Consider the following 23,827-nt stretch of genomic DNA (forward strand, 5'->3'; position numbering starts at 1 on the left):
GCGCCCCGCGCGGGAACAGGCGACCGGCCTTCTCGTCCCCGTCGAGAGGCGCGCGCATGACCAGTACCGTTCCCGTCTCCATCGCCCGTACGGCCGACGGCTCGGCCCTCCAGGCGGTGCTGCTCGACATGGACGGGACGCTGGTCGACACCGAGGGCTTCTGGTGGGAGACCGAGGTCGACGTCTTCGCCGAGCTCGGCCACCGCCTGGAGGAGTCCTGGCGCGACATCGTGGTCGGCGGGCCCATGACCCGCAGCGCCGGCTTCCTCATCGAGGCCACCGGCGCCGACATCGGCGTCGGCGAGCTCAGCATCCTGCTGAACGAGCGCTTCGAGGCCCGCATCGCCGACCGGGTGCCGCTGATGCCCGGGGCCGAGCAGCTGCTCTCCGAGCTCGCCCGGCACAACGTGCCCACCGCCCTCGTCTCCGCCTCGCACCGGCGCGTCATCGACCGCATCCTGGGCTCCCTGGGCCCCGAGCGCTTCGCCCTGACCGTCGCCGGCGACGACGTGCCGCGCACCAAGCCCCACCCCGACCCGTACCTGCTGGCCGCCCGCACCCTCGGCGCCCACCCCTCCCGGTGCGCCGTCATCGAGGACACCGCCACCGGGGTGGCCGCCGCGGAGGCGGCCGGCTGCCGCGTCGTCGCCGTCCCCTCCGTCGGGGTGATCCCGCCCGCGCCCGGGCGGACCGTGGTGGGCTCGCTGGAGGACGTCGACCTCGCCTTCCTCCGCTCCCTCATCACCCCGATGAACTGATCCGCGACACTGCGTGGCGATCCTCGGCGCGTGAGCCCGAGAGCGGTCTTCCGTTCCTTGGCTGACGCGCCGAAATCCCATCCATTCCCTGGCGGCGAGCCCGGGTGACCTTCGTCACCCGCAACGCCCCTTACGGACCGTTAGGGCCCTCCGCGCCGGTTCCCTTGTGTCCGGATTGATGATCTCCTGACCGCATCTGCGATGCCTCCGGCCCTGACAGGCAGTCTCCTCCCATCACCGTGCGATTACACCCCAAGTCCGGCCAGTTCAAGCCAACCGGTCCAAGGCCACTAATGTCGACGCGGGCACTCCGCACCGCAGCAGTCCCGGACACACACCCCTGTGCCGGGTACGTGTGGACCGATCGTCACAAAACCGGCCCGATCGTTCCGCCCAGAACGGGCGACCGCCGCGAAGTGCCCTCTACGCCGCTTTGAACAAGTGCCGGTCAAGGGAGTACTTCCAGCATGAACCGCAAGACCCTGGTGCTGACGGCCGCGGCCGGACTGCTCACCCCCGCCCTCGCTGCCTGCGGCAGCGCGACGGGCGGCGGAGCGGGAACCGGAGCGATCGTCGTCGGCACCACCGACCGGTACGAGGCGGCGGACTACGCCCCCGCACCGTTCGACCCGGCGTACGCCTACGACGCCGGAGCCTGGAACGTCCTGCGGCAGACCGTCCAGACCCTGATGCACACCCCCCGCGGCGGCGGCCGCCCCGTCCCCGAAGCGGCCTCCGCCTGCCACTTCACCGACACGGGCAACGAGAGCTACCGCTGCACCCTGCGCCCCGGCCTGAAGTTCGCGAGCGGCGAGCCGCTCACCGCCAAGGACGTCAAGTTCTCCATCGACCGCGTCCGCGCCATCAACGCCGAGAACGGCCCCGCCTCGCTCCTCTCCACCCTCGACACCGTCGAGGTCAAGGGCGCCGACACCGTCGTCTTCCACCTGAAGACCCCGGACGCGACGTTCCCGTACAAGCTCTCCACCCCGGCCGCGGCCATCGTCAGCGAGAAGGCCTACGACGCGGGGAAGCTCCGCGAGGGCTTCACCGTCGAGGGCTCCGGGCCCTACACGATGAAGGCCGAGGTCAAGGGCAACCGCCTCGTCCGCGCCGTGTTCAGCAAGAACCCCCACTACAAGGGCGACCTGAAGCTCCAGAACGACAAGGTCGAGCTGCGCACCTTCGACGACAGCGCCGCCATGGGCAAGGCGCTCACCGACGGGCGGATCCACATGGTCTCCCGCACCCTGTCGCCGACCCAGATCAACGAGTTCTCGGCGAACCCGCCCAAGGGCGTCCGCATCGTCCCGATGCCCGGCCTGGAGATCCGCTACATCGGCTTCAACACCGAGGCGCCGGTCGTCAAGGAGAAGGCCGTCCGCCAGGCCCTCGCCGCCGCCGTCGACCGCAACGCGATCGTCTCCAAGGTGTACGGCAAGTCCGCGCAGCCCCTGTACTCGCTGGTCCCCACCTCGGTCACGGGCCACGTCAACTCCTTCCGCAACAAGTACGGCGAGGCCAACACGGCCAAGGCCGCGCAGCTGCTGAAGGACGCCGGCATCAAGACGCCGGTCAAGCTGACGCTCACCTACACCACGGACCACTACGGCGACGGCACGGCCGCCGAGTTCGAGATCCTGAAGAACCAGCTGAACTCCACGCAGCTGTTCGACATCACCGTCCAGGGCGCCGACTGGGCCGAGTTCCGCCCGGCGCAGAAGAAGGGCGACTACGCCGCCTACGGGCTCGGCTGGTTCCCCGACTACCCGGACGCCGACAACTTCCTCGCTCCCTTCCTGGAGCAGGACAACTTCCTGGGCACGCCGTACGCCAACAGCACGGTGCGCACCAAGCTCATCCCCGAGTCGCGCAAGGCCGCCGACCGCAACGTCGCCGCCCCCGCGATCACGGAGATGCAGGACATCGTCGCCGAGGACGTGCCCGTCCTGCCGCTGTGGCAGGGCAAGCAGTACGTCGCCGCACGCGACGGGATCACCGGAGTGGAGTGGTCGGTCAACGCCATCTCCGACCTCCAGCTGTGGGAACTCGGCCGCGGAGTCAGCGGCTGAGACCGGCAGGACCGGCGGCGGGTGTCCGCGGGCCGGTGCATCGATTCAGCAAGACTGTGAAGGACGTTCGAGTGATGAGACGTAACCAGTGGTTGGCAGCCCCGCTCGGCGCAGCCACCGCCGCAGCGCTGCTCAGCGGTTGCGGTTCGACCGACGGCTCGCCCGCCGAAGGCGGCAAGGGCGTGGTCATGGGCATATCCGACAAGGTGAAGTCCACCGACCCCGCCGCGGGCTACGACCCGGGCTCCTGGCTGCTCTTCAACAACGTCTTCCAGTCGCTGCTGAGCTTCCCCAAGGGCGCCACCACCCCGGAGCCCGACGCCGCGCAGTCGTGCGCCTTCGAGGGCGGCGACAGCAAGGTGTACAAGTGCACCCTGAAGCCGGACCTGAAGTTCAGCAACGGCAACCGCCTCACGTCCGAGGACGTGAAGTTCTCCTTCGAGCGCACGCTCAAGATCAACGACCCGAACGGCCCGGCCGTCCTGCTGTCGTCGATCGCGGGCATCGACACCCCCGACGACAAGACCGTCGTCTTCCGCCTCAAGACGCCCGACGCGACCTTCCCCAGCAAGATCGCCTCGGGTGCCGGCTCCATCGTGGACCACTCCGAGTACCCGGCCGACAAGCTCCGCACCGACGGCAAGGCCATCGGCTCCGGTGTCTACAAGCTCGACTCGTTCAACGACAAGAGCGCCAACTTCTCGGTCAACGAGGCCTACACCGGCAAGGCCAAGCCGAAGAACACCGGCGTCACGCTGAAGTTCTTCAACCAGGACCAGGCCGCGCTGAAGAAGGTCCTCGAAAGCGGCGACGTCGACTTCGCCTTCCGCGGCCTGGCCGCCAAGGACATCGCCGGCCTCGCCTCGTCCAAGACCGGCGACAACAGCATCGAGGTCGTCCAGGGCACCGGCGCCGAGGTCCAGCACCTCGTCTTCAACATGAAGGACGAGGTCGCCGGCAAGCTCCCCGTCCGCAAGGCCATCGCCTTCCTCGTGGACCGCGAGGCGCTCGTCAAGGACGTCTACGAGGGCACCGCGACCTCCCTGTACTCGGTCGTCCCGGCCGGCATCGGCTCCCACAACACCGCCTTCTTCGACCGCTACGGCGGCAGCCCGCAGCCGAAGAAGGCCGAGGCGGTCCTCCGCGCGGCCGGCATCAAGGACAAGGTGAAGATCACCCTGTACACGACGCCGAACCGCTTCGGTCCCGCCACGGACCAGGAGATGGCGCTCATCGCCAAGCAGCTGAACGACAGCGGCCTGTTCGAGGCCGACGTGAAGTCCGTCGAGTACGAGCAGTACGAGAAGGACATCGCGGCCGGCAAGTACGGCGTCTACATCCGCGGCTGGGTGCCCGACTACCCGGACGCCGACAACTTCACGCAGCCGTTCTTCGGGCCGAACAACGTCCTGAACAACAACTACGACAACAAGGAGATCACCCAGACGATCATCCCGGCGACCTCCGCCAAGGCCGACCGCAGCGCGGCCACGCCGGACTACACCCGCCTCCAGGACATCGTCGCGGACGAGATCCCGCTCCTGCCCCTGTGGCAGAGCAAGCAGTACGCGGTGACCCGCCAGAACGTCACCGGCCTGCAGTGGTCGCTCGACGCCTCCACCGTCTTCCGCTTCTGGGAGATCAGCAAGGGCTGACCAGCCTCGCGCAACGCCGCCGGCCCGTGCCGCCCCCTTCCGGGGCGGCACGGGCCGGCCGTGTCTGCGGGGGCGGGCGAGGGGCTACTGGGCGGCGCCCGGGCGGACCAGGCCGCTCTCGTACGCGTACACCGCCGCCTGTACCCGGTCCCGCAGGCCCAGCTTCGTCAGGACGTGGCCCACGTGCGTCTTGACCGTCGTCTCGCTGACGAACAGGTCCGCCGCGATCTCCGCGTTCGACAGGCCCTTGGCCACCAGCTTCAGCACCTCGACCTCCCGCTCGGTCAGCGTCCCGAGCGAGTCCGGGACACGCTCCTCGCCCGACGGCAGGTGCTCCGCGTACTTGTCCAGCAGCCGCCGCGTGATGCTCGGCGCGAGCATCGCCTCGCCTCCCGCCACCACGCGGATCGCCTGCACCAGCTCGACCGCCGGCGCGTCCTTCAGCAGGAACCCGCTCGCCCCCGCCCGCAGCGCCTCCACCACGTACTCGTCCAGGTCGAAGGTGGTCAGCACCAGCACCTTCGCCGGGCCGTCCCGGCCCGGCCCCGTGATCTGCCGGGTGGCCTCGACGCCGTCCATCCGCGGCATCCGGATGTCCATCAGCACCACGTCGGGCTGGAGCGCCCGCACCTGGTCCAGCGCCTGGAGCCCGTCCCCGGCCTCGCCGACCACCGCCAGGTCCGGTTCGGCCTCCAGGATCATCCGGAAACCGGTGCGCAGCAGCGGCTGGTCGTCGACCAGGAGGACGCGGATCGCCACAGGGGACACCTCGTGTTTCGGTTGGGCGGCTTCGGCGCGGACGCCCCCATTGTGCCCTGATCGGATGATCAGGACCCCGCCGGCCGGTCCGGGCCCCCGGCCGGGCGCGGAACCGCGGCGCGCGGCACCACCGGCAGCGGATAGACCGGGGGAGTGCCGCCGAACTCCGGACACACCGCCCGGTGGTCGCACCAGCCGCACAGCTTCGTCGGCCGCGGCCGCCAGTCGCCCGTCTCCGTCGCCTCCCGGATCGCCTCCCACAGCGCGTGCAGCTTGCGCTCCACCCGCTCCAGGTCGGCCGGCACCGGGTCGTACGTCAGCACGTCGCCGCTGCCCAGGTACACCAGCTGCAGCCGCCGCGGCACCACCTGCCTGAGCCGCCACACCACCAGTGCGTAGAACTTCATCTGGAACAGCGCGCCCTCGGCGTACTCCGGACGGGGGGCCTTGCCCGTCTTGTAGTCGACGATCCGGACCTCGCCCGTCGCCGCCACGTCCACCCGGTCGATGATCCCGCGCAGCCGGAGCCCCGACTCCAGCTCCGCCTCCACGAAGAACTCCCGCTCCACCGGCTCCAGCCGCGTCGGGTCCTCCAGCGTGAACCACCGCTCGACCAGCGCCTCGGCCTCTGCCAGCCAGCGGGCCAGCGCCTCGCCGCCGTCCCCGTCCGGGAACAGCTCCGCCAGCTCCGGCTTCGCCTCCAGAAGCCGCTCCCACTGCCCCGGAACCAGCGCCTTCGCCCGCGGGGCCGTCCGCTCCGCCGCCGGGTGGTCGAACAGCCGCTCCAGCACCGCGTGCACCAGCGTGCCCCGCGTCGCCGCCGCACTCGGCTTCTCCGGCAGCCGGTCGATCACCCGGAACCGGTACAGCAGCGGACACTGCATGAAGTCGCCCGCCCGCGAGGGCGACAGCGAAACGGGGGCGGAGGCGCCCGGCGCCGCACCGGCATCCGCAGCGCCGGGAAGGGGACCGGGACTCGTCATCATGCACAGAACCCTACGGCCCGCCGCGGACAGCCACGCGCATACCATCGACGCCGGGCCCCCTCGCACTGCATGATCGGAGCATCACACCGCGCTACCGCGCAGCCCCGGCCGCACCCGCCCGGCCCGTGGACCACACTGGAGAGCACCCGCCGGGGGGCCACCCCGCCCCGGACAGCACCGACCGAAGGACAGCCGTGGCAGACACCGACCACACCGGCGAGCGCCCGGACAAGCGCCCCGGACCGGGCGGCGGAATCCTCATGGGCCGCCCCTTCGGCGTCCCCGTCTACGTCTCCCCCAGCTGGTTCCTCGTCGCCGCCCTCATCACCTGGGTCTTCGGCGACCAGCTCGACCGCGTCCTGCCCGACCTCGGCCCCGCCCGCTACCTGGTCTCCCTCTTCTTCGCGGTCGCCTTCTACGGCTCCGTCCTCGTCCACGAGCTCGCCCACACCGTCGCCGCCCTGCGCTTCCGGCTCCCCGTGCGCCGCATCCAGCTCCAGTTCTTCGGCGGCGTCTCCGAGATCGAGAAGGAGTCCGAGACCCCCGGCCGCGAGTTCGTCCTCGCCTTCGTCGGCCCCCTCCTCTCCCTCCTCCTCGCCGGCGCCTTCTACCTCGGCATGAACGCCGTCGAAGCGGGCACCGTCCCCGGCGTCCTCCTCGCCGGCCTGATGATCTCCAACCTGCTCGTCGCCGCGTTCAACCTGCTGCCCGGCCTGCCCCTCGACGGCGGCCGCATGCTCCGCGCCGTCATCTGGGGCATCACCGGCAAGCCCATGGCCGGCACCGTCGCCGCCGCCTGGGTCGGCCGAGGCCTCGCCGTCGCCGTACTCCTCGGCCTCCCGATGATCACCCACACGGGCCTCCTCGGCGCCCCCGGCGAAGAGGCCGGCGGCATGAGCACCGTCATGGACGCCCTCCTCGCCGCGATCCTCGCCGCCATCATCTGGACCGGCGCCGGCAACAGCCTCCGCATGGCCCGCCTGCGCGAGCACCTGCCCCAGCTCCGCGCCCGCGCCCTCACCCGCCGTGCCGTACCCGTCGAGCACGCCACCCCGCTCTCCGAGGCCCTGCGCCGCGCCAACGCCCACGGCGCCCGCGCCATCGTCGTCGTCGACGGCCAGGGCGAGCCCCACGCCATCGTCCGCGAGAGCGCCATCGCCTCCGTCCCCGAACACCGCCGCCCCTGGGTCGCCGTCAGCTCCCTCGCCCAGGACCTCACCGACGGCATGAAGGTTTCCGCAGAACTCGCCGGCGAGGAACTCCTCGAACGCCTGCGCTCCACCCCCGCCACCGAGTACCTGGTCGTCGAGGCAGGCGGCGAGGTCTACGGCGTCCTGTCCACCCTCGATGTCGAGAAGGCCTTCGTGAAGGCCATGGCACGGCCCCGCCCCTGAAGCCAATACACTGGTCACATGTCCGAACCGACCGGTGCCGCCCGCCGTCGCGGGCCCTTCAAGGTCGGGGACCAGGTCCAGCTCACCGACCCCAAGGGACGCCACTACACGTTCACGCTCGAAGCCGGGAAGAACTTCCACACCCACAAGGGTTCCTTCCCGCACGACGAGCTGATCGGCGCTCCCGAGGGCAGTGTTGTCCGTACCACGGGGAACGTCGCGTACCTCGCGCTGCGACCCCTGCTCCCCGACTACGTCCTGTCCATGCCCCGCGGCGCCGCCGTGGTCTACCCCAAGGACGCGGGCCAGATCCTGGCCTTCGCCGACATCTTCCCCGGCGCCCGCGTCGTGGAGGCAGGGGTCGGCTCCGGCTCGCTGAGCAGCTTCCTGCTCCGCGCCGTCGGCGACCAGGGCATGCTCCACAGCTACGAGCGCCGGGCGGACTTCGCCCAGATCGCGAAGGAGAACGTCGAGCGCTACTTCGGCGGCCCGCACCCCGCGTGGCAGCTGACCGTCGGCGACCTCCAGGACAACCTGTCCGACACGGACGTCGACCGCGTGATCCTCGACATGCTCGCCCCCTGGGAATGCCTGGACGCCGTCTCCAAGGCCCTCGTGCCCGGCGGCATCCTCTGCTGCTACGTGGCCACCACCACCCAGCTCTCCAAGACCGTCGAGTCCATCCGCGAGATCGGCTGCTTCGCCGAGCCCCAGCCGTGGGAGTCGATGATCCGCAACTGGCACGTCGAGGGCCTGGCCGTGCGCCCCGACCACCGGATGATCGGACACACCGGCTTCCTGGTCACCGCCCGCCGCCTCGCGGACGGCGTCGAGCCCCCGATGCGCCGCCGCCGCCCCGCCAAGGGCGCGTACGGCGAGGACTACGAGGGGCCGGGCAGCGGCTCGGGCGGCTCCGGCGACCGCGGCTGACCGCCGCACGGGACCGCACCCTCACAACGCACAGGCGCTGCGGCGCAGTTCCCCGGACCGACCGGGAACTGCGCCGCAGCGCCTTTCCGTTGTCCTGACGGGCCCGCGCCGCCCCGGGGGTCCCCGGTACCGGCCGGGCCGGACCCGCCCGTTCCGTCCCGGTGTGAGGTGTGGCACGATGCTGGCTCCCCGTCATCCCCCGCTCAGGAGACACCCCGCGTGCCGCACCGCACCGCCGCGCCGGAACCCGCGCACCGCAGCAGCAGGCCCGTCCACTGGCTCGCCACGGCCTGCGCCCTGGCCGCCGTCGTCGCCGCCGCGGGGCTGCTCCAGCCCGCCGCCGCGGGACCCGCGACCGGCGCGGAGGCCCGTACGGCACCCGGCGGCGCACCGGCCCCGCAGGCCGCCGCCCCGGACGCCGCGGCCGCCGCCTACCCCCTCGACTGCAAGGGCGCCCCCGTGGCCGTCACCGCCACCGCACAGGGCGACCTCGACGGCGACGGCCGGCCCGAGACCGTCGCCGCGGTCCGCTGCGACGCCGGCTCCGGCACCCCGCCGCACGCCCTCTACGTCCTCACCCCCGGCAGGGAGCCCGGCGCCGCACCGCGCATCGTCGCGACCCTGCTGGAGGCCGCCGCGCGCACCAGCGCAGACGACCTCACCGTCCGGGACGGCACCGTCACCGCCCGGCTCCTCGGCTACTCCTCGCCCGAGGTCCCCCGCTCCAGCCCCGACGTCCACCGGCTCGCCAAGTGGCGCTGGACCGGCGGGAAATTCCGCCAGGAGCTGACGAACATCTCCACGGGGAGTGTTTGAACCGTCACTCGGCGTCGGGGCCGTACACCTCGACGCCGTCCGAGACGCGCCGCACGTGGATGCAGTCGCCCGGGCACTCCTTCGCCGAGTCCACCACGTCCTGGAGCAGCGGCAGCGGAACCGGAGTGGTCGCCCCCGGGTCCACCAGGAGCTCGTCCTCCGGGCTCTTCACGTAGGCCAGACCGTCGATGTCCAGCTCGAACACCTCCGGCGCGTACTGCACGCAGATGCCGTCACCGGTGCACAGGTCCTGGTCGATCCAGACCTCGAGCGGCTCGCCCGCCTGCCCGGCGCCGCCTGCGCCACCGGCGGTTGCCTCCTGCTGCACGGTCATATCCCCTGCCGTTCCCTGCCCTGAGTGACCCGTTCCCGCCACATGCCGCCGGCAAGTCGCGCCAGCTCTGACGGGTGTTGAACACTTCGACCTTACAACCGGCCGCTTTCCGATGTTGAAGGGTGGGTATTTCCCTGGCGTGAGGGAGTACGCAAGGGTGAAGATCGGACACACCCCTACCGTCTTTGTGATCTAGGGGTTTCAATCACCACCAGCCCAGGTAGGGTCAGGAAGCGTCCAGCTCCCCTTGGAGGAGGTGAGGACCGTGGCAGCCCACGACGACGACATCAACCGCGGCATCCGGCCGGGGCGGGGGTCCGATGACCCCGCCGGCCAGGTTGCCTATCTCGAGCAGGAAATCGCCGTCCTGCGACGTAAGCTCGCCGACTCTCCGCGACACACGAGGATTCTCGAAGAGCGGATCGTCGAGCTCCAGACAAACCTGGCCGGCGTCTCCGCACAAAACGAGCGACTGGCAAATACGCTCCGTGAAGCGCGCGACCAGATCGTGGCGCTCAAGGAGGAAGTGGACCGGCTCGCGCAGCCGCCGGCCGGATTCGGTGTCTTCCTCCAGGCGAACGAGGACGGCACCGTCGACATCTTCACGGGGGGCCGCAAGCTCCGCGTGAACGTCAGCCCCAGCGTCGACCCGGAAGAGCTCCGGCGCGGCCAGGAGGTCATGCTCAACGAGGCCCTCAACGTGGTCGAGGCCATGGAGTTCGAGCGGGCCGGGGACATCGTCACCCTCAAGGAGATCCTCGAGGACGGCGAGCGCGCCCTGGTGATCGGGCACACCGACGAGGAGCGGGTGGTCAGGCTCGCCGAGCCGCTGCTGGACGCCACCATCCGCCCCGGCGACGCCCTCCTGCTCGAACCCCGCTCCGGCTACGTCTACGAGGTCGTCCCGAAGAGCGAGGTCGAGGAGCTCGTCCTCGAAGAGGTCCCGGACATCGACTACGACAAGATCGGCGGCCTGGGCGACCAGATCGAGCTGATCCGCGACGCGGTCGAGCTGCCCTACCTCCACCCGGACCTGTTCAAGGAGCACGAACTGCGGCCGCCGAAGGGCATCTTGCTCTACGGCCCGCCCGGATGCGGCAAGACGCTCATCGCCAAGGCCGTCGCCAACTCCCTTGCCAAGAAGGTCGCCGAGGTGACCGGCCAGCCCGCCGGGAAGTCCTACTTCCTGAACATCAAGGGCCCCGAGCTCCTCAACAAGTACGTCGGCGAGACCGAGCGGCACATCCGCCTCGTCTTCCAGCGGGCCCGCGAGAAGGCGAGCGAGGGCACCCCCGTCATCGTCTTCTTCGACGAGATGGAGTCGCTCTTCCGCACCCGCGGCTCCGGCGTCAGCTCGGACGTGGAGAACACCATCGTCCCGCAGCTGCTCGCCGAGATCGACGGCGTGGAGGGCCTGGAGAACGTCATCGTCATCGGCGCCTCCAACCGCGAGGACATGATCGACCCGGCGATCCTGCGGCCCGGCCGCCTCGACGTGAAGATCAAGATCGAGCGCCCGGACGCCGAGGCCGCGAAGGACATCTTCGCGAAGTACCTCAAGGCCTCGCTGCCGCTGCACGCCGACGACCTCGCCGAGCACTCCGGCTCGTCCGAGGTCGCCGTCCACAGCATGATCCAGACGGTCGTCGAGCAGATGTACGCGGAGTCCGAGGAGAACCGCTTCCTCGAGGTCACGTACGCCAACGGCGACAAGGAAGTCCTCTACTTCAAGGACTTCAACTCCGGAGCCATGATCCAGAACATCGTGGACCGGGCCAAGAAGATGGCGATCAAGGCCTTCCTGGAGCACAAGCAGAAGGGCCTGCGGGTCGCCCACCTCCTCCAGGCCTGCGTGGACGAGTTCAAGGAGAACGAGGACCTGCCCAACACGACCAACCCGGACGACTGGGCCCGGATCTCCGGCAAGAAGGGCGAGCGGATCGTCTTCATCCGCACCCTCGTCACCGGAAAGCAGGGCGCCGACACCGGACGCTCCATCGACACGGTGGCGAACACCGGTCAGTACCTCTGACCGGAGGGCGGCTGCGGGTGCCCCCACCGGGCACCCGCAGCCGACTGCGTTACCGGCCGCTTTTCAGCCGTGACAGGGCGGAGCCGATGACGGAAATGATCTCCCGAGCGGCGTGGAGTGGTTCTAGGCTCGTCCGTACCGCCGCATCCGCAACAGCAGTGCGGTGACGGGCACCGCACACGCACCGGACCACCAGCGGTACTTGAGCGCCGCTCCCGAACGGGGGCGCCGCCGGGCAAGGAGGGCCGCATGACCGTACGGCGAGTAATGGGGATCGAGACGGAGTACGGGATCTCCGTCCCCGGTCACCCGAACGCCAATGCCATGCTCACCTCGTCCCAGATCGTCAACGCCTACGCGGCGGCGATGCACCGGGCGCGACGCGCCCGCTGGGACTTCGAGGAGGAGAACCCGCTGCGGGACGCCCGCGGCTTCGACCTCGCCCGCGAGGCCGCCGACAGCAGCCAGCTGACCGACGAGGACATCGGCCTGGCCAACGTCATCCTGACCAACGGCGCGCGGCTCTACGTCGACCACGCGCACCCCGAGTACAGCTCGCCCGAGATCACCAGCCCGCTCGACGCGGTGCTCTGGGACAAGGCCGGCGAGCGGATCATGGCCGAGGCGGCCGTCCGGGCGGCCCAGCTGCCCGGCGCCCAGCCGATCCACCTCTACAAGAACAACACCGACAACAAGGGCGCCTCCTACGGCACGCACGAGAACTACCTGATGAAGCGGGAGACCCCCTTCTCGGAGATCGTGCGCCACCTGACGCCCTTCTTCGTCTGCCGCCAGGTCGTCACCGGCGCCGGCCGCGTCGGCATCGGCCAGGACGGCCGCGAGCACGGCTTCCAGATCAGCCAGCGTGCGGACTACTTCGAGGTCGAGGTCGGCCTGGAGACCACCCTGAAGCGGCCCATCATCAACACCCGCGACGAGCCGCACTCCGACGCGGAGAAGTACCGCCGCCTCCACGTGATCATCGGCGACGCGAACCTCTCCGAGATCTCCACCTACCTCAAGCTCGGCACGACGGCCCTGGTCCTCTCCATGATCGAGGACCAGTTCATCACCGTCGACCTGGCCGTGGACCAGCCGGTGCGCACCCTGCACCAGGTCTCCCACGACCCGGACCTGCGCCATCTGGTCACGCTGCGCAGCGGCCGCACCCTGACCGCCGTACAGCTGCAGATGGAGTACTTCGAGCTGGCCCGGAAGTACGTCGAGGAGCGCTTCGGGGCCGACGCGGACGAGCAGACCAAGGACGTGCTGGCCCGCTGGGAGGACGTCCTCGGGCGCCTGGAGCGGGACCCGATGAGCCTGTCGGGGGAGCTGGACTGGATCGCCAAGCGGGAGATCCTGGAGGGCTACCGCCGGCGGGACGGGCTGGACTGGGACGCAGCCCGGCTGCACCTGGTCGACCTCCAGTACGCGGACGTGCGCCCCGAGAAGGGCCTGTACAACCGGCTGGCGGCCCGCGGGAAGATGAAGCGGCTCGTGTCCGAGGAGGACGTGGAGCGGGCCGTCGGCAAGCCGCCGGAGGACACCCGGGCCTACTTCCGCGGGCGCTGCCTGGAGCAGTACGCGGACGACGTGGCCGCGGCCTCCTGGGACTCGGTGATCTTCGACCTGCCGGGGCGCGACTCCCTCCAGCGCGTCCCGACGCTGGAGCCGCTCCGAGGCACCAGCCAGCACGTGAAGGAGCTCCTGGACCGCTGCCGCACGGCGGAGGACCTGGTGCGGGTGCTCAGCGGGAACTGAACGGCCGGGTCCCGGTGATCCCGGGGCCCGGAAGGGGGCTGAAATCCCCCGCTCCAGGGAATCATGGAGACACCCGGACGTTGTGAAAGTACGGGGACGAACGCCGGGCCCGCCTTGTAGGGTCCGACGTAGGGTCTGATCTTGAGGGATCCCGGTCCAGGGGTCCCTCGTCACGAGCGCGCGAACCGAGCGGGGTGAGGTAGACATGGCGACCAAGGACACCGGCGGCGGACAGCAGAAGGCCACTCGCTCGACCGAGGAGGTCGAGGAGCAGGCCGCGGAAGCGCAGTCCGACCTCAAGGAGCGGCAGGAGAAGCTCTCCGACGACGTCGACTCCGTACTTGACGAAATTGACGATGTACTCGAGGAAAATGCCGAGGACTTCGTTCGGAGTTTCGTACAAAAAGGTGGCGAATAGCCTTCGAATCGAAGGTGCAGCCGCCAGTGTGTGATCCGTGTCCAACGGATCAAAGTGGTGTCGTGGATGTAACCGTGACATACCGCTGAGCGGGTTCGCAGCAGATCGAAACCGAGGGGACGGTCTGCAGCCCAGGTGCCGGGGGTGCGTGGCGGCGTACGGCGCCGAGCACTACCGGCGCCGTCAGGCAGCCAAGGGCAAGGTCGTCAGAGAGCGCTTGGAAGTGCCGGCGGGGTGGAAGCTCTGTCGGCAGTGCGGTGAGGTCAAGCCGCACAGTGAATGGCACAAGAACGCAAGTGCCTCTGACGGCTTGTCCACGCGTTGCAAGGCTTGCCGGGCAGCTCAGGGCCGGGCAGGCCATCTGAAGCGGGCCTACGGGATGACCGAGGCCCAACGCGACGAGATGATCGCCGCTCAGGGCGGGGTCTGCGTGATCTGCAAAGAGGGCCCTGCAGAGCATGTGGATCACGATCATCAGACGGGTAGGGTTCGAGGCGTACTGTGCTTCGCCTGCAACTCAGCTCTGGGGAAGTTCAAGGATCGGCCGGACGTCATGAGACGTGCAGCCGCTTACGTGGAAGGAAACCTGTGGAACCCAACACTCGTGGCACAGGGCGTCTGCCGGCAGCCTTCCTGACGCCGGGGTCGTCCTCCTTCATGGACTTCCTGGGCGCGCACGCGCCCGAGATGCTGCCGGGGAACCGGAAGCTCCCGGAGGGGATCGTCGAGGCGCCGCACGGCACGACCATCGTCGCCGCCACCTTCCCCGGCGGGGTCGTCCTCGCCGGCGACCGGCGCGCGACGATGGGCAACATGATCGCGCAGCGGGACATCGAGAAGGTGTTCCCGGCGGACGAGTACAGCGCGGTCGGCATCGCCGGCACCGCCGGCCTGGCCGTGGAGATGGTCAAGCTGTTCCAGCTGGAGCTGGAGCACTTCGAGAAGGTGGAGGGGACGACCCTCTCCCTTGAGGGCAAGGCCAACCGGCTCTCCACCATGATCCGCAGCAACCTCGGCATGGCCATGCAGGGCCTGGCCGTGGTCCCGCTCTTCGCCGGCTACGACGAGGGCAAGGAGAAGGGCCGCATCTTCTCCTACGACGTGACCGGCGGCCGCTCGGAGGAGCACGGGTACGCCGCGACCGGTTCCGGTTCGATCTTCGCCCGGGGCTCCATGAAGAAGCTCTACCGTCCGGACCTGACGGAGGAGCAGGCCACCACGCTGGTCGTCCAGGCGCTGTACGACGCCGCCGACGACGACTCGGCCACCGGCGGCCCCGACCTCTACCGCAACATCTACCCGATCGTCACCGTCATCACCGACGAGGGCTTCCGGCGGCTGACCGAGGACGAGTCCCAGGACCTCGCCCGCAGGGTCACCGACCGCCGCCTCCAGGAGCCGGACGGCCCGCGCGCCGCCCTGCTCTGATCCGCCACAGTCCTCCAGGAGCCCAGAAGAAAGGGACGGTCAGCCGGTGTCGACTCCGTTCTACGTCTCTCCCCAGCAGGCGATGGCCGACCGGGCGGAATACGCCCGCAAGGGCATCGCCCGCGGTCGCAGCCTCGTCGTGCTGCAGTACGCCGACGGCATCGTGTTCGTCGGCGAGAACCCGTCCCGCGCGCTGCACAAGTTCAGCGAGATCTACGACCGGATCGGCTTCGCGGCCGCCGGCAAGTACAACGAGTACGAGAACCTGCGGATCGGCGGCGTCCGCTACGCCGACCTGCGCGGATACACGTACGACCGCGACGATGTGACGGCCCGTGGGCTCGCGAACGTCTACGCGCAGACGCTGGGCACCATCTTCTCCAGCGCCGGCGAGAAGCCGTACGAGGTGGAGCTGGTCGTCGCCGAGGTCGGCACGACGGCCGCGGGCGACCAGATCTACCGGCTGCCGCACGACGGCTCGATCGTGGACGAGCACGGCTCGGTCGCGGTCGGCGGGAACGCGGAGCAGATCAGCGGCTTCCTCGACCAGCGGCACCGGGACGGGATGACCCTGTCCGAGGCGCTGAAGCTGGCCGTGCAGGCGCTGTCGAGCCAGGCGAACGGTGCGGAGAAGACCATTCCGGCCGAGCGGCTGGAGGTCGCCGTGCTGGACCGCACCCGCCCGCAGCAGCGGAAGTTCAAGCGGATCCGGGGCCGGCAGCTGTCGCGGCTGCTGGAGGCGGACGTTCCGGCGGCTGCGCAGGCCGACGCCGTCTCCAACGACGAGGCTCCCGAGGACGCCGAGGAGTAGGAGCGCGGCCCCGCGGCCTCCGGGCCGCGCGGGACGACGGGAGTACGGGCGCGGGCCGCCCGGGTGCGCCTCGCAGGAGGGCGGACCCGGGCGGCCCGCTTCCGTTCCTCAGCGGCGGGCGGCAGCCGGCGGCGGGGCCGTGGAGCCCCGTACGACCAATTGGACGGGGATGTCGGGGGCGGCCCAGCCGCTGCCGTCGAGCACGGCGAGGAGGGCGGACATGCCCTGCTCGCCGACCTGCTCGGCGGGCAGCCGCACGGTGGTGAGCTCCGGTTCGACGGCGGTGGCGAGGGCGAGGTCGTCGAAGCCGGTGACGGAGAGGTCCTCGGGGACGCGCAGGCCGAGGCGGCGGGCGGCCTTGCAGGCGCCGGCGGCCAGGAGGTCGTCGTCGCATACGACGGCGGTGGGCCGGTCCCCGGGGGCGGCCAGGGCGGCCTCCATGGCCGTGCGGGCGTCGGGGACGGACAGCGGGGCCCGGACCGTGCGCAGCTCGGCCTGCGGGGGCAGGAGGGCGGCGAGGGCCTGGGCGCGGACGTCGAAGGTCCAGCTGTCGACGTCGGCGGCGAAGTGCAGGAAGCGGCGGTGGCCGAGGCCGAGGAGGTGTTCGGCGACCTGGCGGACGCCGTCGGCCATGGCGAGGTTGACGCGGGCGGCGGCCCTGCCGTTGGCGGGGTCGCTGTCGAGCATGACCAGGGGCAGTTCGGCGCCGCCGATGGCGTCGAGGGCCCCGGCGGCCATGGAGGAGGCGATGACGCCGTCGAGGGCGGCGCGGGCGGAGGGGAAGGGGTCGCGGGCGGGTCCGATGCCCTCGGGGGAGGGGTAGAGGACGACGCCGAAGCCGTGCTCGGAGGCGACGCGGGCGGCGCCGGTGTAGACGCGGGCGAAGAACTCGCTGGTCAGAGCGGGGACGACGAGCAGGGCGGTGCGCGTGCTGCCGAGGCGCAGGTTGCGGGCGGCGAGGTTGGGCCGGTAGCCGAGCTCGGCGGCGGCCTCGCGGACGAGTCCCGCGGTGCGCTCGGAGACGCGGCCGCGCCACTTCCCGCCGAGGACGAGGGAGACGGTGGCCTGGGAGACCCCGGCCGCGCTCGCGACGTCCCGGCTGGTGGGTCTCGTCACACGGGGCTCCTGGAGTACGGGGTCGGCGGTGTCCGGCCCGTCGTCCGGGTGGACCGGCGGGCTGCCGCCATGGTACGTATGACGGGTCTAGTTATACGTATTACCCCGGCGGGATCCGGGCAGAAGGGGGCAGAAGATGGCCGCGGGATACGCGGAGCTGCTCAGGACCCGGCACGCCGCGCGACTGCTGGCGGGCACGCTCGTCGGCCGCCTGCCGAACGCCACCGCGGCGATCGCGATCGTGCTCTTCGTCCGTGCCGAGGGGGGCAGCTACAGCCTCGCGGGCGCCCTCGCCGCGGTCTACGGCGTCGCGAACGCGGTGGGCCAGCCCCTGCTCGGCCGGGCCGTCGACCTCTTCGGGCAGCCCCGCGTCCAGTTCCCCGCCGCCGTGGTCTCCGCGCTGGGCACGGCCTGGCTGGCCCTCGCCGGCACCGGCTCGGCCGCGGCCGCGTACAGCGCCGTGGTGGTCGCCGGCTTCTTCACCCCGCCGCTGGAGGGCGGCCTGCGCGCCCTGTGGCCCTCCGTGCTCGGCGGCCGCGAGGACCGCGTGCACGCCGCGTACGCCCTGGACGCCGTGGCCCAGGAGGTCATGTACACGGTCGGACCGCTGCTGGTCACGCTGTCCGTGGCCCTGTGGAGCCCGGCCGGCGCCCTGCTGGCCATCAACGTCCTCGGCGTCCTCGGCGCCCTCTCCGTCGTGCTCAGCGAGCCCTCCCGCACCTGGCGCTCCGAGCCCCGCGAGGCCCACTGGCTGGGCGCCCTGCGCTCCCGGGGCCTGCTGGCGCTGCTCGGCGCCTTCTTCTTCGTGGGCACGGCCCTCGGCTCCATCACGGTGGCCGCCATGGCGTACGCGGACGGCCACGGCGGCCAGGGCGTCTACGGCTGGCTGATGGCCGCGCTGGGCCTGGGCGCCCTGCTGGGCGGCGTCGCCTACGGGGCTCGGCAGTGGAGCGGCCCGGCCGAGCGGCGGCTGCTGTGGCTGGTGGCCCTCCTCGCGCTGGGCTATCTGCCGCTGCTGCTGACCCCCGGTCCGGTGGCCATGACGGCGCTGACGGCCCTGGCGGGCGTCTTCCTGGCGCCGACCATCGCCTGCGCGTTCATCGTCGTCGACCGGCACGCCCCGGCGGGCACGGTGACGGAGGCGTTCTCCTGGCTGGTGACCTTCTTCGGCGTGGGGGCGGCCGCGGGCACGGCAGCGGCCGGTCCGGCCGTGGAACTGGGCGGAGTGACGTCCGGGTTCGCGGTCGCCTGCGGGGCGGGGGCGGCCGCCCTGGCGGTGCTGACGGCCACTCAGCGGATCCTGTCCGCTCCCGGCCGGTCCCGGACCGTGACGGGCTCCGCGGAGCCGGTCCGGGAGGGCGGCGGGGCGCTGCTCGTCGACAATTGATCGAAACGGCGTTCTCGAACCCGGTTTCAGGAGAGGTCCAAAGGCGTAATGTTCAGTCATGGACCGCCGCATTTTCGGGCTGGAGAACGAGTACGGCGTCACGTGCACGTTCAGGGGACAGCGCCGACTGTCTCCTGACGAAGTGGCGCGCTACCTCTTCCGCCGTGTCGTGTCATGGGGCCGCAGCAGCAATGTCTTCCTGCGGAACGGCGCCCGCCTGTACCTCGACGTGGGATCGCATCCGGAATACGCAACTCCTGAGTGCGACAACGTGACCGAGCTGGTCACCCACGACAAGGCCGGCGAGCGCATTCTCGAGGGCCTCCTCGTCGACGCCGAGCGCCGTCTGCACGAGGAGGGAATCGCAGGCGACGTCTACCTCTTCAAGAACAACACGGACTCGGCGGGCAACTCGTACGGCTGCCACGAAAACTATCTGGTGGCGCGGCACGGGGAATTCTCCCGCCTCGCGGACATCCTCATTCCGTTCCTGGTCACGCGGCAGCTGATCTGCGGGGCGGGCAAGGTGCTCCAGACGCCGCGGGGCGCCGTGTACTGCGTCAGCCAGCGGGCCGAGCACATCTGGGAGGGCGTCAGCTCCGCCACGACGCGCTCGCGCCCCATCATCAACACCCGCGACGAGCCGCACGCGGACGCGGAGCGCTACCGCCGCCTGCACGTGATCGTGGGCGACTCGAACATGTCCGAGACGACCATGCTGCTCAAGGTCGGCTCCACCGACCTCGTGCTGCGCATGATCGAGGCGGGCACGGTCATGCGGGACCTCACCCTGGAGAACCCGATCCGGGCGATCCGCGAGGTGAGCCACGACACCACCGGCCAGCGCAAGGTGCGGCTGGCGAGCGGCCGCGAGGCCTCCGCCCTGGAGATCCAGCGCGAGTACTACGACAAGGCGGTGGACTTCGCCGAGCGCCGCGGGATCCGCACCGGCACGGTGGAGCAGGTGCTCGAGCTGTGGGGCCGCACGCTGGACGCGATCGAGGAGCAGGACCTGGGCCGGATCGCGACGGAGATCGACTGGGTCATGAAGCACCAGCTGATCGAGCGCTACCGCGCCAAGCACGGCATGACCATGTCGAACCCGCGGGTGGCGCAGATAGACCTCGCCTACCACGACATCCACCGCCGGCGCGGCCTGTACTACCTGCTGGAGCGCAAGGGGCAGGCGGCGCGGATCTGCAACGACCTCAAGATCTTCGAGGGGAAGTCGGTCCCCCCGCAGACCACGAGGGCGCGGCTGCGCGGGGACTTCATCCGCCGGGCGCAGGAGCAGCGGCGCGACTTCACCGTGGACTGGGTGCACCTGAAGCTGAACGACCAGGCGCAGCGGACCGTGCTGTGCAAGGACCCGTTCCGGGCGGTCGACGACCGTGTCGAGAAGCTGATCGCCGGTATGTGACGTATCACTGATCCGGCCCGGGGCCCCGTACGGATCTCGTACGGGGCCCCGCGCACGCCTTAGAGTGGCGACGACCGTTGCCGTCTGAGATCTGAGGAACACGTGCGCCGACTTGCCGGCCTGCTGGTCGTACCCCTTCTGCTGCTGTCCACAGCAGCCTGTGGCGACAGCGGCTCCGACTCCGCCGACACCAAGGCCGAGATGAAGAACGGGGTGCCCGCGATCACCAAGGGCGCCAAGTTCGGTGAGACCCCGACCCTCTCCAAGGGCGCGGGCCAACCGCCGAAGGAGCTGAAGGTGGAGACCATCAGCGAGGGCACCGGCCCCGCGCTGAAGAAGGGCGACGTCGCCCAGGTCAACTACCTCGGCCAGGTCTGGGACGGCACCGAGCCGTTCGACCAGAGCTTCGGCAAGGGCAAGCCCTTCGAGGTCACGATCGGCGCGGGCGCCGTCATCAAGGGCTGGGACCAGGGCCTGGAGGGCCGCAAGGTCGGAAGCCGCCTCGAACTGGTCATCCCGCCGGACCTCGGCTACGGCGAGAAGGGCTCCCCGCCCAAGATCAAGGGCGGCGCCACGCTCGTCTTCGTCGTGGACATCGTCAAGGGCACCAGCATCCCGGCCTCGGCCGCCGGCAAGGAGGTCCCCCAGGGCGACAAGGCCCTGCCGCAGATCGGCACCAACACGGACGGCAAGGAAGTCTCCGTCTCCGTCCCGAAGGACGCCGAGCCGCCGGCCAAGCTCGTCTCGAACTACGTGCTGGAGGGCGACGGCCCGGCCGTCAAGGACTCCGACAGCGTCGTCGTGAAGTTCCACGGCAAGACGTGGAAGGACGACAAGACCTTCGAGAGCACGTACGCCCTCGACCAGACCGTGACGTGGCCCATCGGCGACATCTCCGTCAAGGGCCTGAAGGAGGGCCTGGTCGGCAAGAAGGTCGGCAGCCGCATCCTCCTCGTCATCCCGCCGGACCAGGGCTTCGGCGACAAGCAGCAGGGCACGATCCCGGCGAACTCGACGCTCGTCTTCAGCCTCGACATCCTCGCAGTGATGTAAGACTGTCCCGGTTGTCCCTCCAGCCACCGCTGGAGGGGCCCGTTCACCGTTTTGAGGAGCAGTTCCGTGAGCGACAAGCTCGAGAAGCCCGAGATCGACTTCCCCGAGGGCCCGGCCCCGGCCGACCTCGTGATCGAGGACATCTGGGAGGGCGACGGCGCCGTGGCCACGGCCGGTTCCAAGGTCTCCGTGCACTACGTGGGTGTCGCCTTCTCCACCGGCGAGGAGTTCGACGCCTCCTGGAACCGCGGCGCCCCGCTCCAGTTCATCCTGGGCATCGGCCAGGTCATCAAGGGCTGGGACAAGGGCGTCGAGGGCATGAAGGTCGGCGGCCGCCGCAAGCTGACGATCCCCGCCCACCTCGCCTACGGCGACCACAGCCCGACCCCGGCCATCAAGCCGGGCGAGACGCTGATCTTCGTCTGCGACCTGATGGGCGTCTGACCCGTCACCCGCAGCACAGCAGGGGCCCCCGCCGCGAGGCGGGGGCCCTCGCTTTTGCCCGGGAGCGCCGGGGCGGTACGGTCAACGGTCACGGAACCCGCACCACGCGGGAGCAGGAGAAGGGCGGAAGGGCGTCGATGGCGATTGCCAAGGCCGAGCGGCTGATGAACCTGGCGCTGTGCCTGTTGGGGACCCGTCGGCCGCTGAGCAAGCGCGAGCTCCGCGGTTCCATCGAGGCGTACATGGAAGCGGGCAACGACGAGTCCTTCAACCGCATGTTCGAGCGGGACAAGGACGATCTGCGCGAACTCGGCCTGGTCATCGAGACGGTGGAGAACCTCGACGGCGAGACCGGCTACCTGGCGCGCCGCGACAGCAACCGCCTCCCGCCGGTCTCCCTGGACGCCGAGGAGGCCGCCGCGCTGGGCCTGGCGGCCAAGGTGTGGCAGCAGGCCCGCCTCGCCGGCGCCGCCAGCGGCGCCCTGCAGAAGCTGCGCGCGGGCGGCATGCCCGAGGCGGACAACCCCTTCGAGGGGCAGCACAGCGCCATCGAGCCGCGCATCCCGGTCCACGAGGCGGCGTTCGAGCCGCTCATGCTGGCCTGCCGCGACCGCCGGCCTGTCGTCTTCGACTACCGCAAGTCCACCGCGGCCCGGCCCGAGACCCGGCAGGTGGAGCCCTGGGCGCTCGAATGCTGGCGCGGCCACTGGTACCTCGCCGGCCACGACCGCGACCGCGGTGCGGAGCGCGTCTTCCGGCTCTCCCGCATCACCGGCAAGGTCCGCTCCCGGGTCGGCAAGTACACCGCCGACGTGCCCGACGTGGTCACCGTGCGCGAGACCGTCGCCGCCTGGGCGGGGGAGAGCGCGGAGCGGTCCGCCCTCATCCGGCTCCGGGCAGGCGCCGGCTACCCGCTGCGGGCCAAGGCCACCGCCGTCCGCGAGGGCGCCGACGGCTGGGACGAGCTGGAGATCCCGTACGGCCACGGGCTCGACGCCTGGCTCGTCGAGTTCGGGCCGGACGTCGTGGTGGTGGAGCCGGCCGACCTGCGGGCCGACGTCGTGGACCGGCTCCGCGCGGTCGCCGCAGGCTGACAACCGCCCGGGTGCCCGCGGCCGGCCGATCCGCCCGGCCGCGCCGGGGACCCGGACCGCAGGCGCGCCGGGCCGCCGCACCCACCGCCACCCGCGCCCGCACCGTACGCACACCGCACCCCGCCTCCCGCGGGGTGCCCTGAGGGGGAGACCTACCAGCATGGCCGCCAACGCCATCGACCAGACCCGCCGGATGCTGTCCCTGGTGACCTACCTGCGCGAGCGCCCCGGAGCGCACGTCGCCGACGTCGCCCGCGCCTTCGGCATCACCGAGGACGAGCTGATCTCGGACCTCGACGTGCTGCCCATGTGCGGGACCAGCTTCCGCGGCGGCGACCTCCTCGACATCGACACCGACGGCGAGCGCATCTGGTGGCACAACGCCGACGCCTCCGGCGAGTCCACCGCCGAGCCGCTGCGCCTCGCCGCCGACGAGGCGACCGCCCTGCTCGTCGCGGCCCGCGCCGTCGCCACCCTGCCCGGCCTGCGCGAGAGCGACCGCGACGCCCTGCTGCGCGCCACCGCCAAGCTGGAGGCCGCGGCCGGCGAGGCCGCCGGGGCCAGCTCCCGGCTCTCGGTGACCTTCGAGGCCGAAGGCGGCGTCTTCGCGGACGTCGACCGGGCGATCTCCGAGCGCCGCAGGCTCTGGCTGCGCTACTACTCGCCCGCCCGCGACGAGCTCACCGAGCGCACCGTCGACCCGATCCGGCTCTTCGCGGTGGGGCACACCTACATGGAGGGCTGGTGCCACCTCTCCGAGGCGCGCCGCACCTTCCGCCTCGACCGGGTGGCCGAGATCCGCCTCCTCGACGAGCGCTCCGAGCCGCCCGCCATCGAGCCGCGCGACCTGTCCGTCGGGCTGGTGCAGCCGGCCGCCGAGGACCCCGAGGTCGTCGTCGAGGTCGGACCGGCCGGCCGCTGGGTCGCCGAGTACTACCCCCACGACAGCGCCGAGGAGCTGCCCGACGGCGGCCTGCGCATCACCCTGCGCAGCCCCGACCCGGCCTCGCTGCGCCGCCTCGCGCTGCGCCTCGGCCGCGACGGCCGGATCGTGTCGCCCGAGGCCCTCGCCGACAGCGCCCGGCAGGCGGCCCGCGAGGCGCTCGCCGGCTACGGCGAACCGGCCTGAGGACCCCGCGCCGCGGGGCGGCGCGGGCGG

The 23,827-nt window shown here is 71.0% G+C and carries 21 protein-coding genes and 1 pseudogene; 18 read left to right on the plus strand and 4 right to left on the minus strand.

The annotated features are described in order from the left end of the window. Window positions 1-56: 56 nt before the first annotated feature. The 3 genes from MUK52_RS24990 to MUK52_RS25000 all read left to right on the plus strand — a co-directional run bounded on the left by MUK52_RS24990 (window position 57) and on the right by MUK52_RS25000 (window position 4,485). Window positions 57-758 carry an HAD family hydrolase gene (locus MUK52_RS24990; protein ID WP_114056895.1) on the plus strand — a complete coding sequence of 234 codons (702 nt, stop codon included), beginning with the start codon at window positions 57-59 and terminating at the stop codon, window positions 756-758. Between the two features lie 467 nt (window positions 759-1,225). Then, window positions 1,226-2,830 carry an ABC transporter substrate-binding protein gene (locus tag MUK52_RS24995; RefSeq protein WP_114056894.1) on the plus strand — a complete coding sequence of 535 codons (1,605 nt, stop codon included), beginning with the start codon at window positions 1,226-1,228 and terminating at the stop codon, window positions 2,828-2,830. Between the two features lie 71 nt (window positions 2,831-2,901). Then, window positions 2,902-4,485: an ABC transporter substrate-binding protein gene (locus tag MUK52_RS25000; protein WP_114056893.1), complete on the plus strand. Its 1,584-nt coding sequence runs from the start codon at window positions 2,902-2,904 to the stop codon at window positions 4,483-4,485. An 84-nt stretch (window positions 4,486-4,569) separates the two neighbouring features. On the opposite strand, the gene MUK52_RS25005 is transcribed toward MUK52_RS25000, so the two are convergent. After that, on the minus strand, window positions 4,570-5,244 hold the full coding sequence (locus MUK52_RS25005) for a response regulator (RefSeq protein WP_114056892.1): 675 nt from the start codon (window positions 5,242-5,244) through the stop codon (window positions 4,570-4,572). A gap of 68 nt (window positions 5,245-5,312) precedes the next feature. Further along, window positions 5,313-6,227 carry a RecB family exonuclease gene (locus tag MUK52_RS25010; RefSeq protein WP_284581773.1) on the minus strand — a complete coding sequence of 305 codons (915 nt, stop codon included), beginning with the start codon at window positions 6,225-6,227 and terminating at the stop codon, window positions 5,313-5,315. A gap of 197 nt (window positions 6,228-6,424) precedes the next feature. Here MUK52_RS25010 and MUK52_RS25015 point away from each other — a divergent pair, with 197 nt between their 5' ends. From MUK52_RS25015 to MUK52_RS25025, 3 genes are all read left to right on the plus strand, one after another. After that, window positions 6,425-7,624: a site-2 protease family protein gene (locus tag MUK52_RS25015; RefSeq protein WP_246042647.1), complete on the plus strand. Its 1,200-nt coding sequence runs from the start codon at window positions 6,425-6,427 to the stop codon at window positions 7,622-7,624. An 18-nt stretch (window positions 7,625-7,642) separates the two neighbouring features. Further along, a complete protein-coding gene (locus MUK52_RS25020) occupies window positions 7,643-8,554 on the plus strand; it encodes a tRNA (adenine-N1)-methyltransferase (RefSeq protein ID WP_114056890.1) in 912 nt (303 codons plus the stop codon). 219 nt (window positions 8,555-8,773) lie between these two features. Next, window positions 8,774-9,370 carry a hypothetical protein gene (locus tag MUK52_RS25025; protein WP_284580179.1) on the plus strand — a complete coding sequence of 199 codons (597 nt, stop codon included), beginning with the start codon at window positions 8,774-8,776 and terminating at the stop codon, window positions 9,368-9,370. A 4-nt stretch (window positions 9,371-9,374) separates the two neighbouring features. Here the strand turns inward: MUK52_RS25025 and MUK52_RS25030 are convergent, their stop codons facing one another. Next, window positions 9,375-9,704 (minus strand): ferredoxin, encoded by a 330-nt coding sequence (locus tag MUK52_RS25030; RefSeq protein WP_114056888.1) that lies wholly within the window; start codon window positions 9,702-9,704, stop codon window positions 9,375-9,377. A gap of 265 nt (window positions 9,705-9,969) precedes the next feature. On the opposite strand from MUK52_RS25030, the gene arc reads away from it, so the two are divergent. From arc to prcA, 6 genes are all read left to right on the plus strand, one after another. Continuing rightward, a complete protein-coding gene (arc, locus tag MUK52_RS25035; RefSeq protein ID WP_114056887.1) occupies window positions 9,970-11,736 on the plus strand; it encodes a proteasome ATPase in 1,767 nt (588 codons plus the stop codon). 249 nt (window positions 11,737-11,985) lie between these two features. Beyond that, window positions 11,986-13,497: a depupylase/deamidase Dop gene (dop, locus tag MUK52_RS25040; protein ID WP_114056886.1), complete on the plus strand. Its 1,512-nt coding sequence runs from the start codon at window positions 11,986-11,988 to the stop codon at window positions 13,495-13,497. A 205-nt stretch (window positions 13,498-13,702) separates the two neighbouring features. Further along, window positions 13,703-13,915 carry a ubiquitin-like protein Pup gene (locus MUK52_RS25045; protein WP_045947082.1) on the plus strand — a complete coding sequence of 71 codons (213 nt, stop codon included), beginning with the start codon at window positions 13,703-13,705 and terminating at the stop codon, window positions 13,913-13,915. 223 nt (window positions 13,916-14,138) lie between these two features. Continuing rightward, window positions 14,139-14,552: an endonuclease VII domain-containing protein gene (locus tag MUK52_RS25050; protein WP_350206414.1), complete on the plus strand. Its 414-nt coding sequence runs from the start codon at window positions 14,139-14,141 to the stop codon at window positions 14,550-14,552. Further along, window positions 14,504-15,343, plus strand: coding sequence for a proteasome subunit beta (gene prcB, locus MUK52_RS25055; RefSeq protein WP_114056884.1), 840 nt, complete (start codon window positions 14,504-14,506; stop codon window positions 15,341-15,343). The genes MUK52_RS25050 and prcB overlap by 49 nt, the downstream gene beginning before the upstream one ends. Window positions 15,344-15,389: 46 nt before the next feature. After that, complete coding sequence (gene prcA, locus MUK52_RS25060; protein WP_114056883.1) at window positions 15,390-16,154, plus strand: proteasome subunit alpha; 765 nt, start codon at window positions 15,390-15,392, stop codon at window positions 16,152-16,154. A 108-nt stretch (window positions 16,155-16,262) separates the two neighbouring features. On the opposite strand, the gene MUK52_RS25065 is transcribed toward prcA, so the two are convergent. Then, the gene (locus MUK52_RS25065; protein WP_114056882.1) at window positions 16,263-17,270 is read right to left on the minus strand and encodes a LacI family DNA-binding transcriptional regulator; all 1,008 of its coding nucleotides are present in this window, start codon (window positions 17,268-17,270) and stop codon (window positions 16,263-16,265) included. A 136-nt stretch (window positions 17,271-17,406) separates the two neighbouring features. Here MUK52_RS25065 and MUK52_RS25070 point away from each other — a divergent pair. From MUK52_RS25070 to MUK52_RS25095, 6 genes and pseudogenes are all read left to right on the plus strand, one after another. After that, window positions 17,407-18,706: pseudogene (locus tag MUK52_RS25070) on the plus strand (MFS transporter). A gap of 9 nt (window positions 18,707-18,715) precedes the next feature. Then, window positions 18,716-20,077 (plus strand): Pup--protein ligase, encoded by a 1,362-nt coding sequence (pafA, locus tag MUK52_RS25075; protein WP_114056880.1) that lies wholly within the window; start codon window positions 18,716-18,718, stop codon window positions 20,075-20,077. A gap of 102 nt (window positions 20,078-20,179) precedes the next feature. Next, complete coding sequence (locus tag MUK52_RS25080; protein WP_114056879.1) at window positions 20,180-21,130, plus strand: FKBP-type peptidyl-prolyl cis-trans isomerase; 951 nt, start codon at window positions 20,180-20,182, stop codon at window positions 21,128-21,130. Between the two features lie 66 nt (window positions 21,131-21,196). Beyond that, window positions 21,197-21,574, plus strand: a complete 378-nt coding sequence (locus MUK52_RS25085; RefSeq protein ID WP_114056878.1) for an FKBP-type peptidyl-prolyl cis-trans isomerase — start codon at window positions 21,197-21,199, stop codon at window positions 21,572-21,574. Window positions 21,575-21,711: 137 nt separating this feature from the next. Beyond that, window positions 21,712-22,668: a helix-turn-helix transcriptional regulator gene (locus tag MUK52_RS25090; RefSeq protein ID WP_114056877.1), complete on the plus strand. Its 957-nt coding sequence runs from the start codon at window positions 21,712-21,714 to the stop codon at window positions 22,666-22,668. Window positions 22,669-22,828: 160 nt separating this feature from the next. Further along, window positions 22,829-23,797 carry a helix-turn-helix transcriptional regulator gene (locus MUK52_RS25095; RefSeq protein WP_114056876.1) on the plus strand — a complete coding sequence of 323 codons (969 nt, stop codon included), beginning with the start codon at window positions 22,829-22,831 and terminating at the stop codon, window positions 23,795-23,797. Window positions 23,798-23,827 lie beyond the last annotated feature (30 nt).

It is taken from the genome of Streptomyces sp. 2P-4 (assembly GCF_030167965.1).
GTDB lineage: Bacteria > Actinomycetota > Actinomycetes > Streptomycetales > Streptomycetaceae > Streptomyces > Streptomyces globosus_A.

What these genes read in the sequence shown, in the direction of transcription:
- MUK52_RS24990 (WP_114056895.1), top strand. Translation starts at nt 57, where the DNA reads ATGACCAGTACCGTTCCCGTCTCCATCGCCCGTACGGCCGACGGCTCG.
- MUK52_RS24995 (WP_114056894.1), top strand. Translation starts at nt 1,226, where the DNA reads ATGAACCGCAAGACCCTGGTGCTGACGGCCGCGGCCGGACTGCTCACC.
- MUK52_RS25010 (WP_284581773.1), bottom strand. Translation starts at nt 6,227, where the DNA reads ATGACGAGTCCCGGTCCCCTTCCCGGCGCTGCGGATGCCGGTGCGGCG.
- MUK52_RS25020 (WP_114056890.1), top strand. Translation starts at nt 7,643, where the DNA reads ATGTCCGAACCGACCGGTGCCGCCCGCCGTCGCGGGCCCTTCAAGGTC.
- MUK52_RS25030 (WP_114056888.1), bottom strand. Translation starts at nt 9,704, where the DNA reads ATGACCGTGCAGCAGGAGGCAACCGCCGGTGGCGCAGGCGGCGCCGGG.
- dop (WP_114056886.1), top strand. Translation starts at nt 11,986, where the DNA reads ATGACCGTACGGCGAGTAATGGGGATCGAGACGGAGTACGGGATCTCC.
- MUK52_RS25045 (WP_045947082.1), top strand. Translation starts at nt 13,703, where the DNA reads ATGGCGACCAAGGACACCGGCGGCGGACAGCAGAAGGCCACTCGCTCG.
- pafA (WP_114056880.1), top strand. Translation starts at nt 18,716, where the DNA reads ATGGACCGCCGCATTTTCGGGCTGGAGAACGAGTACGGCGTCACGTGC.
- MUK52_RS25090 (WP_114056877.1), top strand. Translation starts at nt 21,712, where the DNA reads ATGGCGATTGCCAAGGCCGAGCGGCTGATGAACCTGGCGCTGTGCCTG.
- MUK52_RS25095 (WP_114056876.1), top strand. Translation starts at nt 22,829, where the DNA reads ATGGCCGCCAACGCCATCGACCAGACCCGCCGGATGCTGTCCCTGGTG.